This window comes from Agrobacterium sp. 22-210-1, assembly GCF_053522525.1.
On record NZ_JBNWCI010000005.1, the window covers coordinates 44,890 to 58,691 of the forward strand.

Annotated in this window: 12 protein-coding genes; 2 read left to right on the forward strand and 10 right to left on the reverse strand. The window is 60.0% G+C overall.

Going from position 1 to position 13,802, the window contains the following annotated elements; translation table 11 throughout:
- Positions 1-13: 13 nt before the first annotated feature.
- Positions 14-1,240 (forward strand): NAD(P)/FAD-dependent oxidoreductase, encoded by a 1,227-nt coding sequence (locus ACQZ5F_RS24090; protein ID WP_225338109.1) that lies wholly within the window; start codon positions 14-16, stop codon positions 1,238-1,240.
- Positions 1,241-1,247: 7 nt separating this feature from the next.
- Here the strand turns inward: ACQZ5F_RS24090 and ACQZ5F_RS24095 are convergent, their stop codons facing one another.
- Positions 1,248-1,733 (reverse strand): MgtC/SapB family protein, encoded by a 486-nt coding sequence (locus ACQZ5F_RS24095; protein ID WP_080842892.1) that lies wholly within the window; start codon positions 1,731-1,733, stop codon positions 1,248-1,250.
- Positions 1,734-1,905: 172 nt separating this feature from the next.
- On the opposite strand from ACQZ5F_RS24095, the gene ACQZ5F_RS24100 reads away from it, so the two are divergent.
- Positions 1,906-2,406 carry a YciE/YciF ferroxidase family protein gene (locus ACQZ5F_RS24100; protein WP_052819981.1) on the forward strand — a complete coding sequence of 167 codons (501 nt, stop codon included), beginning with the start codon at positions 1,906-1,908 and terminating at the stop codon, positions 2,404-2,406.
- A 78-nt stretch (positions 2,407-2,484) separates the two neighbouring features.
- On the opposite strand, the gene ACQZ5F_RS24105 is transcribed toward ACQZ5F_RS24100, so the two are convergent.
- From ACQZ5F_RS24105 to ACQZ5F_RS24145, 9 genes are all read right to left on the reverse strand, one after another.
- On the reverse strand, positions 2,485-4,821 hold the full coding sequence (locus ACQZ5F_RS24105) for a glucose/quinate/shikimate family membrane-bound PQQ-dependent dehydrogenase (protein ID WP_225338110.1): 2,337 nt from the start codon (positions 4,819-4,821) through the stop codon (positions 2,485-2,487).
- A 104-nt stretch (positions 4,822-4,925) separates the two neighbouring features.
- Positions 4,926-5,267, reverse strand: coding sequence for a flagellar basal body-associated FliL family protein (locus ACQZ5F_RS24110; protein ID WP_225338111.1), 342 nt, complete (start codon positions 5,265-5,267; stop codon positions 4,926-4,928).
- A 623-nt stretch (positions 5,268-5,890) separates the two neighbouring features.
- A complete protein-coding gene (locus tag ACQZ5F_RS24115; RefSeq protein ID WP_225338112.1) occupies positions 5,891-6,676 on the reverse strand; it encodes a 3-hydroxybutyrate dehydrogenase in 786 nt (261 codons plus the stop codon).
- A gap of 4 nt (positions 6,677-6,680) precedes the next feature.
- A complete protein-coding gene (locus tag ACQZ5F_RS24120) occupies positions 6,681-8,636 on the reverse strand; it encodes an acetoacetate--CoA ligase (protein ID WP_225338113.1) in 1,956 nt (651 codons plus the stop codon).
- Positions 8,633-9,517, reverse strand: coding sequence for a 3-hydroxyisobutyrate dehydrogenase (mmsB, locus tag ACQZ5F_RS24125; RefSeq protein WP_225338114.1), 885 nt, complete (start codon positions 9,515-9,517; stop codon positions 8,633-8,635). The genes ACQZ5F_RS24120 and mmsB overlap by 4 nt, the downstream gene beginning before the upstream one ends.
- A gap of 13 nt (positions 9,518-9,530) precedes the next feature.
- Positions 9,531-11,126, reverse strand: coding sequence for a GMC family oxidoreductase (locus ACQZ5F_RS24130; RefSeq protein WP_225338115.1), 1,596 nt, complete (start codon positions 11,124-11,126; stop codon positions 9,531-9,533).
- Between the two features lie 74 nt (positions 11,127-11,200).
- Entirely contained in the window at positions 11,201-12,208 is a 1,008-nt protein-coding gene (locus ACQZ5F_RS24135; protein WP_046802130.1) for a branched-chain amino acid ABC transporter permease, read from the reverse strand.
- 1 nt (position 12,209) lies between these two features.
- On the reverse strand, positions 12,210-13,097 hold the full coding sequence (locus ACQZ5F_RS24140) for a branched-chain amino acid ABC transporter permease (RefSeq protein WP_046802131.1): 888 nt from the start codon (positions 13,095-13,097) through the stop codon (positions 12,210-12,212).
- Between the two features lie 2 nt (positions 13,098-13,099).
- Positions 13,100-13,801 carry an ABC transporter ATP-binding protein gene (locus ACQZ5F_RS24145; protein WP_046802132.1) on the reverse strand — a complete coding sequence of 234 codons (702 nt, stop codon included), beginning with the start codon at positions 13,799-13,801 and terminating at the stop codon, positions 13,100-13,102.
- Position 13,802 lies beyond the last annotated feature (1 nt).

A 13,802-nucleotide genomic window follows, 5' to 3' on the forward strand; every position in this document is an offset into this window, starting at 1 on the left:
TCAGGACTATTTCATGCCGACATCCAAACTGACGAAAGAACGCGATCTCAGGGATTCAAAGCCGGTCTGGGCCAATAGCCCACGCATCGGCATCCGCAGCGGAACGACGCCAAAAGCCGACCGTTACGACACGATCGTCATCGGCGCCGGCATCAGCGGTGCGCTGGTGTCTCACGCGCTGCATCGCCCTGGACAATCCATGCTGGTTATCGACAAAAGCCAACCGGTGATGGGCAGCAGCGTGGCCAGCACCGCGATGATCCAGCACGAGATCGACACACCGCTGACGGAACTGAGAAAGATGATCGGCAGAGATGCCGCCGACAGGGCATGGCAGCGCTCGGCCCGCGCCGTCTTGCGTCTCGAGGAAATCGTCAATTCGCTCGGCATCTCCTGTGGCATGGCGCGCAAGCAGGCGCTTTACCTTGCCGGAGATGAAATGGGTTCACGCGCGCTGAAGGCGGAAGCCGCTGCGCGCGAGGAGGCTGGCATCAAGGCCAAGTTCCTCAATGCTGCGGAACTGAAAGAACAATATGGCCTGGAAAGGACCGCCGCCATTCTCAGCGACATCTCGGCCTCCGCCAACCCCGCGCAGTTGACAGCGGGCCTGTTGCGCCACACGGCGGGTGCAGGCGCTGAAATCGTCTCGCAGCTTGAAATCACCGATCTTAGAAATCTCGGCGACGAGGTGGTCCTCGCCACCGCTGAAGGCAAAATCCTGTCCGCCCGCAATGTCGTCTTCTGCACCGGATATCAATTCCTGAAAATGCTGGAAAGCCCGAAACACCAGATCATTTCCACCTGGGCCCTGGCGAGCAGGAAAGGACTTGAGCTGCCAGACTGGCTGGAGAAGCACATCGTCTGGGAGGCTTCCGACCCCTATCTCTATCTGCGCACCGATCGGAACGGACGCATGATTGCCGGCGGCGAGGATGAGGAAAGTCCCACCTCCTTCCAGTCGGAGCGCAAGCTTGCTACTAAAACAAAGATTATCCGCAGCAAGATCGAAAAACTGCTCGGTGTCGATATCGGCGAACCGGAATATCGCTGGGCGGCGGCGTTTGGCACCACCACCACCGGCCTGCCGCTGATAGGCGCGGTTCCGGGCATGAAGAATGTCTATGCCGTCATGGGCTTCGGCGGCAACGGCATCACCTTCAGCCAGATCGCCGCCGAGATCGTGGCTGCCGCCATCAATGGCGGCACGGACCCCGACACCGATCTTTTCCGTTTGGGCTGATGCCCGCTCATTCGTCCTTGATGCCGGCGGCCACCTGCATGCGGCGAAGCGTCCAGAGAACGATGATGCCGACGCCAGAGGCAAGCAGCGCGAGCGGCCACATGCCGAGGCCGGCAGAGAGGCCAATCGCTGCCGAAAGCCACATGCTCGCCCCCGTCGTCAGGCCTTTGACATCACCCTTGGTATAAACGACCACGCCTGCCGCGAGAAAGGCAATGCCGGCCGTCACGGCTTCCACCAGCCGGATGGGATCGAGCCGCGCCGCCTCATGGCCTTCCGCCATGGTTTCCATCATGTGGATGGTGATGACACAGAAGGTGACGGCGGCAAGGCCGATCAGCATGTTGGTGCGCAGACCGGCGGTGTTCTTGTGAAATTCCCGCTCCAGACCGATCAGGCCGCACAGAATGACGGCGCCGAACACGCGCACCAGCAGCACCTCGAAAGGCATGGAAACATTCATGGAAAATTCTTCTGCAAGGCTCTGGGGCACGGTTGCCTCTCCTCCCGAAATTTCAACACAGTAAGTTCGGGAAGGCTGGTTGGTTCCGCGTGGCAATATAAACGTTGCGCGCAACGGAGCCGGAACCATAGCGGCAACGAAAGGTTTGTCTCCCGTGCGCATGGCGCACATCATGCATTTTCACATCATGGGAGAAGGAACAATGGCCGAGAAGAAACTCGACGACCTGTTTTACGACACGCTGAAGGATATCTATTACGCCGAAAGGCAAATCCTGAAAGCCCTGCCGAAGATGGCCCGGGCAGCGACCGACCCGAAGCTGAAACAGGCCTTTGAAAAGCACAAGGAAGAGACGCAGGGTCATGTGGAGCGCCTGCAGGAAGTATTCGAAATCATCGGCAAGCGGGCGCAGGGCAAGACCTGCGAAGCAATCCAGGGTATCATCGCCGAAGGCGAGGAGATCATCGATGATTTCAAGGGGACTGCGGCGCTCGATGCCGGTCTCGTTTCGTCGGCCCAGGCCGTCGAGCATTATGAAATCGCCCGTTATGGCACGCTGAAAGCCTGGGCGGAAAAGCTTGGCCACACCAAGGCGGTTTCGTTGCTGGATGCCACACTCAAGGAAGAAAACAAGACCGACGATGCGCTGACATCGCTCGCCAAGACCTCGATCAATGCTGCGGCACAGAAAAAGGCGGCGTGATCGCCTCTTCGACCGCACAAGCAAAAACCGGAATGGTCTCCCATTCCGGTTTTTTATTTATCTGAAGCTGTCGCGTTTTTACGGCAGCGTATAGGCGATCACATAGTCGCCCGGCTTGGTGCCGACGGAACCATGGCCACCGGCAACCATCACGACATATTGCTTGCCGCCTTCCAGCGCATAGGTCATGGGCGTTGCCTGACCACCGGCCGGCAGACGCGCTTCCCAGAGCTGTTTACCCGTGGTGAGGTCATAGGCGCGCAGATAGTTGTCGACAGCCGCACCGAGGAAGGCGACGCCGCCCTTGGTGATCATCGGCCCGCCAATGCCCGGCACGCCCACCTTGAAGGGCAGCGGAAGCGGCGTCATGTCATAGACCGTGCCATTCTTGTGCTTGTAGGCGATATCGCCGGTGCGCAGATCAGCTCCCGCGACATAACCCCATGGCGGCGCCTGGCAGGGGATTTGCAACGGACCGAGGAACGGCCCCATGAACACGCCATAGGGCGCGCCATCATTGCGGTTCAAGCCCTGTTCACTGCCCTTTTCGTCCTGACCCTTCGGCGGGATCTGATCGCGCGGGACGAGCTTGGAGGTGAAGGCAAGATATGTCGGCATGCCGAACATGACCTGCCGCTCGGGATCCACCGCCACGCTGCCCCAGTTGAACGTTCCGAAATTGCCCGGATAGATGATCGAGCCATTAAGCGAGGGCGGCGTATAACGGCCCTTGTAGTTCAGCTGATGGAAGCGGATGCGGCAGGCGAGCTGGTCGAACATGGAGACGCCCCACATGTCCTTTTCCTTCAGCGGCTCCGGCTTGAAAGATAGCGCCGTGGTCGGCTGCGTCGGAGACGTGAAGTCTTCGGGGATCGCACCGCCCGGTGCCGGTTCTTCCGTAATCGGCAAAAGCGGTTCGCCGGTGCGCCGATCTAGCACATAGATGTCGCCCTGTTTGGTTGGACCGACAAGGGCCGGCACGCTCTGGCCGTCCTTGGTGATGTCGAGCAGCACAGGCTGGGCCGGAACATCCATGTCCCAGAGATCGTGATGGACCGTCTGGCGCACCCAGCGGTCCTTGCCCGTGTTGATATCGAGCGCGACAATGGAGGAGGAATATTTCTCCACATTCTCGCTGCGGCCCATGCCGAGCTGGTCCGGCACCTGATTGCCGAGCGGGACATAAACCAGGCCAAGGCCTTCGTCATAGCTCAGCACCGACCAGCTGTTCGGCGAGTTGGTGGTATAGGTCTCGCCCGCCGCAATCGGCTCGGTCTTTTCCGGATTACCGGAATCCCAGTTCCAGATCAGGGCACCGCTATTCACATCGAATGCACGGATGACGCCGGACTGTTCCTGTGTGGAATAGTTGTCGTTCACCGCGCCGCCGATGATGATCTTGCCCGCCGCGATAACGGGCGGCGAGGTCGAATAATAATAACCGGCGGGATTGTATTTCATGCCCTGTTCAAGATGCAGAACACCCTGATCGGCAAAGGAGGTGCAGACCTGACCGGTCGCAGCATCAAGCGCAATCAGCCGCGCATCCGAGGTCGGCAGATAGACGCGCTCGGCGCATGCCGTGCCTTGCGCGGCATTCGGTTCAGCATAATAGGAAACGCCGCGGCACGTCTGGTGCTGGCGGTCCGGATTGAGACCGACATTCGGGTCGTATTTCCACTTTTCCTTGCCGGTTGCCGCATCGATGGCAATCGCCCAATTATGCGGTGTGCAGATATAAAGCGTGTTGCCGACCTTGAGCGGGGTCACCTGATAGGTGGTTTCACCCACATCGTCAGGCAGCTTCACGTCACCCGTCTGGTAACGCCAGGCTTCCTTCAGCTGCGAGACATTGTCGACATTGACCTGCGTCAGCGGTGAATAACGCTGGCCATAGGGTGTGCGGCCATATTGATGCCAGTCACCGTCAGGTACATTGCCACCATAAGCGGGCGCAGCGGATGCCGTCTCCTGAGGCAATGAGCCGGGCTTGTCGTGCGGATCCTGCGCCATCGAATATCCCGCCACCACGATGGAAGCGAGAACGGAGAGCGCAAGCGGCCAGGCATTGGGGCCATAATTCAGCCCGGTCGGGCTCGCAAAACCAAGCGGCTTTCTAACCCACGGGACCAGAAGCCACAGACCAATCAGGATGATCAGACCGCCACGCGGGCCAAGCTGCCACCAGTCGAAACCGACTTCCCAGACGGCCCATGCGAGCGTCGCGACAATGAAGACAGCGTAGACATGGAGTGCGGCGCGATTGCGCTTGAACAGCAGAATGGCCGTCAACAGGAAGGCCAATCCGGAAAGGACATAATAAAAACTGCCGCCCAGCATTACCAGCTGGGAGCCGAAACCAAACAGCGCAAGGCCGATCAGCGTGAGAACAACTGCAGTGACGGTGACTGCCATGAATGAAACCCCCGATTCCTGTCACTTTGGGTGAAATGAAATCGGGGCCAATCTGGTTCCACACAAACTATTCATTTGTCGTGAAAAATTTCACGTCATGGTCGCTATGGGTTTTGTGGCGCCCCCGTCGAGTCCTGCCGCGAGGGGTTTGTGTCGGTGGAAGCGGGCGGCGCTACACGGCCATTTGCAGGGTTGTTGTCGAAGGTTCCGGAGCCGGAAGGCTGCTGCGGCACAGGTGCGGTCTCGGTCTGCGCGCTTTGCGGACGGTTTTCATCCGGCTCAAAAACCGAATATTCAACAACCGCCCAGACGACCAGCGCGAGAAGAAAGCTGACGATCAGAATGACAAGAACCGGCCGTCCTCTGGACCCCTGCCGCGCCCGGGTTGCCGTCTCCCTTTTCGGAGCGTCCCGACCGTGGAGATAGCTGGCATTTTCTCTGGCCATGTCTTTTACTCCCTGTAACCTGTCAATTTAATCCGCAGGGCCACGGTTTTGTTCCAGACAGAAGAGAGAGCCTTCAGTTACACTCGGCCGGACGAGGCATATCCATATCTGGACAGGGGGTCGTCTCGATCGCGCTGAAGCTGTGCCTGAGCCCCAGCCAGGAGATTGTCCGCCAGACATCGGCATCCGCCGTTTCACCCGGCGCGTCCGGGAAGGTCCCAGCGCTCGCGGTGCCGGCAGGGGTCTGGTTCAACCGCACAGGCGGCCGCACGCCGCCAAATTCGGAATGACCACTGGCAGCCCGATATTTTTTTGCCGCAGCGCGACGGCTGCGCCATACCGGCAGAATCTCCAGAAAAGTAAAAATTCTCAACATCATAATTATCAGGAAAATAGATCAATTAAAAACAGTGTCCGCACTCTGGCATGTTCGCCGGGAATGTGCACCCCTTATTGCGCCACAACCACAGCGAATAGTCCGATTGTGCTAATAATACGCCATAAAATGTCAGATCAGCAGCATAAATCTTCACGTTTCAGCGTCCCACAAAGCTATGGAATGGAAAATCGCAGAATAATGCAGCAAGGAAGCGAGGCGGCTTCGCAGAACATGCTGGCAGAAATTACTTCGCGGTCCAGCCGCCGTCGATGGAAATAGTCGTTCCAGTGATCGACCGCGCCATATCGCCCGCAAGATAAAGCGCCATTTCCGCTACTTCTTCCGGTTGCACAAATTGCCTGGTCGGCTGCGGCGCAAGCATCACCTTTTTCACCACATCCTCCTCGCTCATGCCATGCACCCGCGCCTGATCGGCAACCTGTGCGGCCACGAGCGGCGTCCAGACATAACCGGGGCAGATGGCGTTGCAGGTGATGCCGAGTTCGGCCACTTCCAGCGCCACGCTTTTCGTCAGCCCCACCACGGCATGTTTGGTCGCCACATAAGGCCCCTTGAAGGGTGAGGCGCGCAGACCATGGGCGGAAGCGATGTTGACGATGCGGCCCCAGCCCCTTTCCTTCATGCCCGGCAGGGCCGCGTGGATGGTGTGAAAGGCACTGTCCAGCGAGATGGCGACAATGCGGGAGAAGTCGGCGAAATCGAATTCGTCAATCGGTGCGACCTTCTGGATGCCGGCATTGTTGACCAGCACGTCAATGCGACCGAACTCGGCGATAACGGTTTCCGGCAGATGCGCGCTCTCGTCATAATGCGCGAGATTGGCTGAGAAATAGACCGGCCTGTGCCGCGCCACCTTCGCAACCATCTCCAGGGCCTGCGTCGCTTCTTCCGTCGTCTCTATGCCATGCACCGCGACCAGAAATCCCGCCTCGGCGAAACGTTTGGCGATGGCGAGCCCGATGCCACTGGTGGAACCCGTAACGAGCACGGTTTTCGGTTGGTCCTCCATCGGCCTAGTCCTTCAGCTGCGGCAGGTTGCGGAAAAGTTCGAGCGCTTCGGGATTGGCGAGCGCATCGGCATTTTTCACCGGCCGGCCATGAATGGTATCGCGCACCGCGATTTCGGAAATCTTGCCCGAACGGGTGCGGGGAATGGCGCTGACGGCAATGATCCTTGCCGGTACATGCCGTGGCGTCGCGCCCGAACGGATGCGGTTGCGGATGGTCTTTTCCAGCTCTTCCGTCAGGGCCACGCCACCCTTCATGCGCAGGAAGAGGATGACCCGCTGGTCGCCGTCGATATCCTGCCCGACGGCAATCGCCTCCTCCACATCAGGCACGGTTTCCACCTGCCGGTAGATTTCAGCCGTGCCGATGCGAACCCCACCGGGATTGAGCGTCGTGTCCGAGCGCCCATGAATGACATATCCGCCGGAGGGGCGCATTTCGGCAAAATCGCCATGCGCCCAGATGCCGGGAAAGCGGTCGAAATAGGCCGCCTGATACCGCGACCCATCCTCATCGCCCCAGAATTTGACCGGCATGGACAGATGGGCATTGCGGCAGACCAGCTCGCCGGCAACGCCGCGAACGGAACGCCCCTCATCATCCAGCGTGTCGATATCCATGCCGAGCATCGCACCCTGCAATTCACCGCGATGCACCGGCTGCAGCGGATTGCCGCCGAGGAAACAGGCACAGATATCCGTGCCGCCGGAAATGGAGGCGAGATGCACATCCGCCTTCCAGTCGCGATAGATATAACCGAAGGATTGCGGGATGAGCGGTGAGCCGGTGGAAAGGATTGTTCGCAGCGATGAAAGATCGTGGCTTTCACGCGGTTTCAGTCCGGCCTTCAGGCAGGCGTCAATGAACTTGGCCGAAGTGCCGAAGGTCGCGATCCGTTCGGCATCGATGAGATCGATCAGCCGCGCAGGGTTGGGATAACCGGGATTGCCGTCATAGGTCACGAGCGTTGCGCCAAGCGCCAGGCCGGACACCTGCCAGTTCCACATCATCCAGCCGCAGGTAGTGAAATAGAAAAAGCGCTCGCCTTCCTGAATATCGCATTGCAGCTTCAGCTCCTTCATGTGCTGAAGAAGCAGCCCGCCGCCGGAATGGGTGATGCATTTCGGCTTGCCTGTTGTGCCCGAGGAATAAAGGATCGCCAGCGGTGCCTTGACGGGCAGCCGATTGAAGGCGATCTCGCCCGCCGCATAAGGCGCGACGAAATCCGTGAGCGTTACGCAGCCGAGATCGGCAAGGCCTTCGGGAACGGCATCGCCGATCAACACGATCTTTTCAGGAGCCGCACTTTCCGCCACGGCGCGGATGGTGGGTCCGACATCGATGCGCTTGCCCGCATAACCATATTCCGGCACGGCGATGAGGATTTTCGGATCGATCTGCGACAGCCGGTCGGAAGCGCCTGCCGGGCCGAAATCCGGTGAGCAGGACGACCAGATGGCGCCGATGGCGCTGACCGCCAGATAGCTGACGATCGCCTCGATATCATGGGTGACGATGGCCCCGACGCGGTCGCCTTCCTTCACGCCCGCATGGAGGAGCGCCTGCACCAGACGGGATACATCCTCATAAAGCTGCCTGCGGCTTATCTCACGCCGTGTGCCATCGTCGCGATGGGCGATGATGGCTAACCGCTCATCCGCATCGCGCAGCAGGTTTTCGGCGTAATTGAGCCTTGCGCCCGGATAAAACTCAGCCTCCCGGATCGTCGCTCCCGGTTTGAACGCCGCGTCGCCGCGTGTGCCGATGATCCCGAGTTCATCCCACAACGCATCGTAAAATTCATCCGGCGCGTCGATGGACCAGCGCAGCAGGCCGGCATAATCATCAGAGGCCTGCCCGTGCAGCTTTGCCGTTGTCGTCGCGAAAGCGAAAAGCGCCGAGCGCTCCAGCCTCTTCTCCGGTGGCACCCATAAGATGTCAGATGGCGCGGCGTCCGTCATGCCTCGCTCCCGCGCAGCATTTCGACGATGGCGGAAAAATCGCGCCCGCCGCCGCCCTCGCCGACGAAGTTCTCATAAAGCGCCGCTGCCGCCGCACCGAGCGGGGTGGAAGCCCCGGCTCCATTCGCCGCCTCCTGCGAAAGCTTCAGATCCTTCAGCATCAGGGCCGCGGCAAATCCGGGCTGGTAATCCTTGTTTGCGGGCGATGTCGGCACCGGTCCCGGCACCGGGCAATAGGTTGTGAGCGACCAGCATTGCCCGGAAGAGGTGGAGGCGACATCGAACAGCGCCTGATGCGAAAGGCCGAGCCTTTCACCCAGCACGAAGGCCTCGGAAACAGCGATCATGGAAATACCGAGGATCATGTTGTTGCAGATCTTGGCCGCCTGGCCGTTGCCGCCCTTGCCGCAATGCACGATCTTCTTGCCCATCGCTTCCAGCACCGGCTTTGCCGCAGAGAAGGCCGCAGCCTCGCCGCCGCACATGAAGGTCAGGGTGCCGGCCGCGGCCCCGCCCGTGCCGCCGGAAACAGGCGCATCAACCGAGGGGCAACCGGCGGAAGCGGCCAGCTCATGCGCCTTCAGGGCGCTTTCCATATCCACCGTCGAGCAATCGATGAGAAGCGTTCCGGCAGGGATTTTCCGGACCAGATCGCCATAGACGGAAACCACATGTTCGCCCTTCGGCAGCATGGTGATAATCACCTCTGCCGCTTCGATGGCTTCGGCGGAACCCGCGGCAACGGGAATGCCCGCCTCTCTCGCCGCCGCGCGGCAGGCGTCGGAAAGATCGTAACCCCTGACGTTATATCCGGCCTTGACGAGATTGGCGGCCATGGGCAGGCCCATATGTCCCAGCCCGATAAAAGCGACGGTCTTCATCGGAGCGCTCCTTTCAGCGATTATCCGCAAGGATCATGTCGGCAGCCTTTTCGGCAATCATGATCGTCGGGGAATTGGTATTTCCGGATGTGATGCGTGGCATCACCGATGCGTCGGCGACACGCAGCCCGGCGAGCCTGCGGAATTTCAGCCTGTTATCGACAACGCTTTCCATATCCGACCCCATGCGCAGCGTGCCCACGGGGTGGAAGATGGTGGTGCCGATATCGCCCGCCGCCTTGGCAAGATCATTGTCGTTTTCGAAAGAGGGCCCCGGCTTGTATTCCTGCGGCTTGAACCGGGCAAAGGCCGGCTGGGCGACGATGCGGCGCGTCAGCCGCATGGAATCGATGGCCACCTGGCGGTCGCCTTCTGTCGATAGGTAGTTCGGGCGGATTTCCGGCTGCATGGCGAAATCCGGTCCTTTCACATGCACTGAGCCGCGGCTTTCCGGCCGCAGATTGCAGACACTTGCGGTAATGGCCGGAAAAGTGTGAACCGGATCACCAAACTTGTCGAGCGAAACCGGCTGGACATGATATTCCAGATCGGCGGTTTCCTTTTCCGGCGAGGAACGGGTGAAGACACCAAGCTGGCTCGGCGCCATCGACATCGGCCCGGAGCGCGTCAGCGCATATTCGAGGCCGATCCTCGCCTTGCCGAACAGGGTGGAGGCCCTTTCATTCAGCGTCAGAACACCGGAAACCTTATAGACCATGCGCAGCTGCAGATGGTCCTGCAGGTTCTCGCCCACACCCTGAACCTCCGCCACCGTATCGATACCGGCGGCTTGCAACACATCGCCACGGCCGACACCGGAAAGCTCCAGAATATGCGGCGAGCCGACCGCGCCGGCGGAAAGCACCGTCTCGCGCCGTGCCCGCATCTTTTTCAAGACGCCGTCATGGTGAAACTCGACGCCCGTGACCCGGCCCTCCTCGATGACGAGACGCTTGACATGGGCCTTGGTCAGAACCGTCAGGTTCTTGCGACCAAGTGCGGGCTTCAGAAAGGCCTTGGCCGTGTTCCAGCGCCAGCCGGCGCGCTGGTTCACGTCGAAATAACCGGCGCCTTCATTGTCACCCCGGTTGAAATCATCGGTCGCGGGAATACCCGCCTCACCCGCCGCCTTCTGGAAGGCGTCCAGCACATCCCAGCGCACGCGGGCCTTTTCCACCCGCCATTCACCGCCGGTGGAATGCATCTCGTTCTTGCCGCGATAAAAATCCTCCGACTTCAGGAAATAGGGCAGGATGTCGTTCCACCCCCACCCCTCGCAGCCGAGCTGCCGCCACATATCGTAGTCGCGCGCCTGGCCGCGCATATAGATCATGCCGTTGATGGAGGAGCAGCCACCCAGAACCTTGCCGCGCGGATAGATCAGCGAGCGGCCGTTAAGGCCCGGCTCTTCCGCCGTCTTGAAACACCAGTCGGTGCGCGGGTTGTTGATGCAATAGAGATAACCGACTGGAATATGGATCCAGTGGTAATTGTCATTGCCGCCCGCTTCCAGAAGCAGCACTCGGTTGCTCGGATCTTTCGAAAGGCGGTTGGCGAGGACGCATCCGGCACTCCCCGCTCCGATGACGATATAGTCATATTCGCCCATATTTTTCTCCATACGCCAGCCTTGCCGCACCGTCCCGGATGCGGAGGAGGCAGTTCAAGTGTTTTCAAAAATGTCTAGCCGCGGTGCTGGAAGCCGAGTTTTCTCCCAAGCCGCGACGCGTAAAATTCGCCGATCAAACCGCGCCGGAACACTAGAACGCAGGCCATGAAGACAAGGCCGGTAATGATGGTGACCGGGAAATCCGATGTCGCGAGATAGTTCTGCAAGGTGACGACGAGGCCCGCGCCAAAAATCGGGCCAATCATGGTGCCGATACCACCGAGCAGCGTCATCAGGATCACTTCGCCGGACATCTGCCAGGTCACGTCAGTCAGCGTCGCGAACTGGAAGACCAACGCCTTCAGACCGCCCGCAAGGCCGGCAAGCGCCGCCGACATGACGAAGGCACCAAGCTTGTAACGCTGCACGCTGTAGCCCAGCGAAATGGCGCGCTGCTCGTTTTCGCGGATCGATTTCAGGATCATGCCGAAGGGCGAATTGACGAAGCGCCAGATGACCAGAAGTGCCAGAACAAAGGCGGCCAGCACCGTGTAATAGATATTGAGCGGCGCATTGAGATCGAGAAGGCCGAAGAGATGGCCGCGCGGCACGCCCTGCAGGCCATCCTCGCCATGGGTGAACGGCGCCTGCAGGCAGAAGAAATAGAACATCTGCGACAGTGCCAGCGTGATCATGGCGAAATAGATGCCTTGGCGGCGAATGGCGAAAAAGCCGATGACAAGTCCGAGAAGGGCAGCACCCGCCATGCCGATGACAAGGCCGATCTCCGGCGTCACGCCCCATTCCTTCACCGAATAGGCGGTGAAATAGGCGGCGCCGCCAAAAAACGCCGCATGGCCGAAGGACAGCAGCCCGGTATAACCGATCAAGAGGTTGAAGGCGCAGGCAAACAGCGCAAAGCACAGGAGCTTCATCAGAAAGATCGGATAAACGAACATCGGCGCGGCGATCAAAGCGGCGAGCCCCGCCAGTATGAGAATAGCCTTGATTGTTCCCGCAGTCGTCGAAACTTCCGTCTGCGGCATCGCACCGGCAGTGGGGTTATGGGTGGCTTTGGACATATCAGGCGTCCTTTCCGAAAAGTCCGGCGGGGCGGATGAGCAGCACAAAGGCCATGATGACGAAGATGACGATGTTGGAGGCTTCCGGGTAGAACACCTTGGTCAGCCCTTCGGCGATGCCCAGCATATAACCCGTGACGATGGCCCCCATGATCGACCCCATGCCGCCGACGACGACCACGGCAAAGACGACGATGATGAGATTGGTGCCCATCAGCGGCGAGACCTGATAGATCGGTGCTGCCAGCACCCCGGTGAACCCGGCAAGGCCGGCACCCAGCGCGTAGGTCAGCGTCAGCAGCACCGGCACGTTGATGCCGAAAGCCTGCACCAGCGTCGGGTTTTCGGTGGCGGCGCGCAGGTAGGAGCCGAGCCGCGTCTTTTCGATCAGCGCCCAGGTGGCAAGGCAGGCGACCAGCGAAATGACGACAACAAAGGCGCGGTAGTTCGGCAGGAACATGAAGCCGAGATTTGTGCCGCCCGCCAGCTCACGCGGCACCGAATAGGGTTGACCGGCAGCGCCGTAAAGCCAGCGGAACGTGCCCTCCACCACCAGCGCGAGGCCGAAGGTGAAAAGCAGCCCGTAAAGCGGATCGAGATCATAAAGCCGCGACAGCAGGAACCGTTCGACGATCGCGCCGAAAAGCGCAACGACGAGCGGTGTCACCACCAGCGCGACCCAGAAATTGATGCCGAAATATTGCAGGCCGAGAAAGGCGACGAACGCGCCGAGCATGTATTGCGCCCCATGCGCAAAATTGATGACGCGCAAAAGCCCGAAAATGACGGCAAGGCCAAGCGACAGCAGGGCATAAAACGAGCCGTTGATAAGGCCGATCAGCAATTGCCCCAGCAGGGCCTGAATTGGAATGCCGAAGATCATCGTCATCGTTAAACCCCCAGCACTTTATTGAGTTCGCCCATGCGGCCGGAAAGCTCAGCCACCGGAAAGTTGCTGACCATCTGGCCGTGATCCATGAGGTAGAAGCGGTCGGCGATACGGCTTGCGAAACGGAAATTCTGCTCCACCAGCACCACGGTCATGCCGCGGCTCTTCAGCTTTTGCAGCACCTCGCCGATGCGCTGGACGATGACGGGGGCAAGTCCCTCCGTCGGCTCATCAAGCAGCAGCACCTTCACGCCGGTACGCAGGATGCGCGCCATGGCGAGCATCTGCTGCTCGCCGCCGGAAAGCTTCGTGCCGGGGCTCATGCGGCGCTCATGGAGATTGGGGAACAGTTCATAGATTTCATCGAGCGTCATGCCGCCGGATGCGACGACGGGCGGCAGCTTCAGGTTTTCCTCGACACTCAGCGTCGCGAAGATGCCGCGCTCTTCTGGCACGAAACCGATGCCGTATTTTGCCGTGCGATGCAGCGGCACCGGCATCATATCCTTGCCCCCGAGCTTGATGACGCCCTTGCGGTTGCGGATGATGCCCATGATGGTGCGCAGCGTCGTGGTTTTACCCACGCCGTTGCGGCCGAGAATGGTGATGGTTTCGCCTTCGCCGACGGTCAGATCGACGCCATGCAGCGCCTGGCTTTCGCCGTACCAGGATTTCAGGTTGGAGACTTCGAGCATTGCCGCCATA

Bases quoted from the DNA above. Each gene is read 5' to 3' on its own strand.
- ACQZ5F_RS24090 (WP_225338109.1), top strand. From the start codon at position 14: ATGCCGACATCCAAACTGACGAAAGAACGCGATCTCAGGGATTCAAAG.
- ACQZ5F_RS24100 (WP_052819981.1), top strand. From the start codon at position 1,906: ATGGCCGAGAAGAAACTCGACGACCTGTTTTACGACACGCTGAAGGAT.
- ACQZ5F_RS24105 (WP_225338110.1), bottom strand. From the start codon at position 4,821: ATGGCAGTCACCGTCACTGCAGTTGTTCTCACGCTGATCGGCCTTGCG.
- ACQZ5F_RS24110 (WP_225338111.1), bottom strand. From the start codon at position 5,267: ATGGCCAGAGAAAATGCCAGCTATCTCCACGGTCGGGACGCTCCGAAA.
- ACQZ5F_RS24115 (WP_225338112.1), bottom strand. From the start codon at position 6,676: ATGGAGGACCAACCGAAAACCGTGCTCGTTACGGGTTCCACCAGTGGC.
- ACQZ5F_RS24120 (WP_225338113.1), bottom strand. From the start codon at position 8,636: ATGACGGACGCCGCGCCATCTGACATCTTATGGGTGCCACCGGAGAAG.
- mmsB (WP_225338114.1), bottom strand. From the start codon at position 9,517: ATGAAGACCGTCGCTTTTATCGGGCTGGGACATATGGGCCTGCCCATG.
- ACQZ5F_RS24130 (WP_225338115.1), bottom strand. From the start codon at position 11,126: ATGGGCGAATATGACTATATCGTCATCGGAGCGGGGAGTGCCGGATGC.
- ACQZ5F_RS24135 (WP_046802130.1), bottom strand. From the start codon at position 12,208: ATGTCCAAAGCCACCCATAACCCCACTGCCGGTGCGATGCCGCAGACG.
- ACQZ5F_RS24140 (WP_046802131.1), bottom strand. From the start codon at position 13,097: ATGACGATGATCTTCGGCATTCCAATTCAGGCCCTGCTGGGGCAATTG.
- ACQZ5F_RS24145 (WP_046802132.1), bottom strand. From the start codon at position 13,801: ATGGCGGCAATGCTCGAAGTCTCCAACCTGAAATCCTGGTACGGCGAA.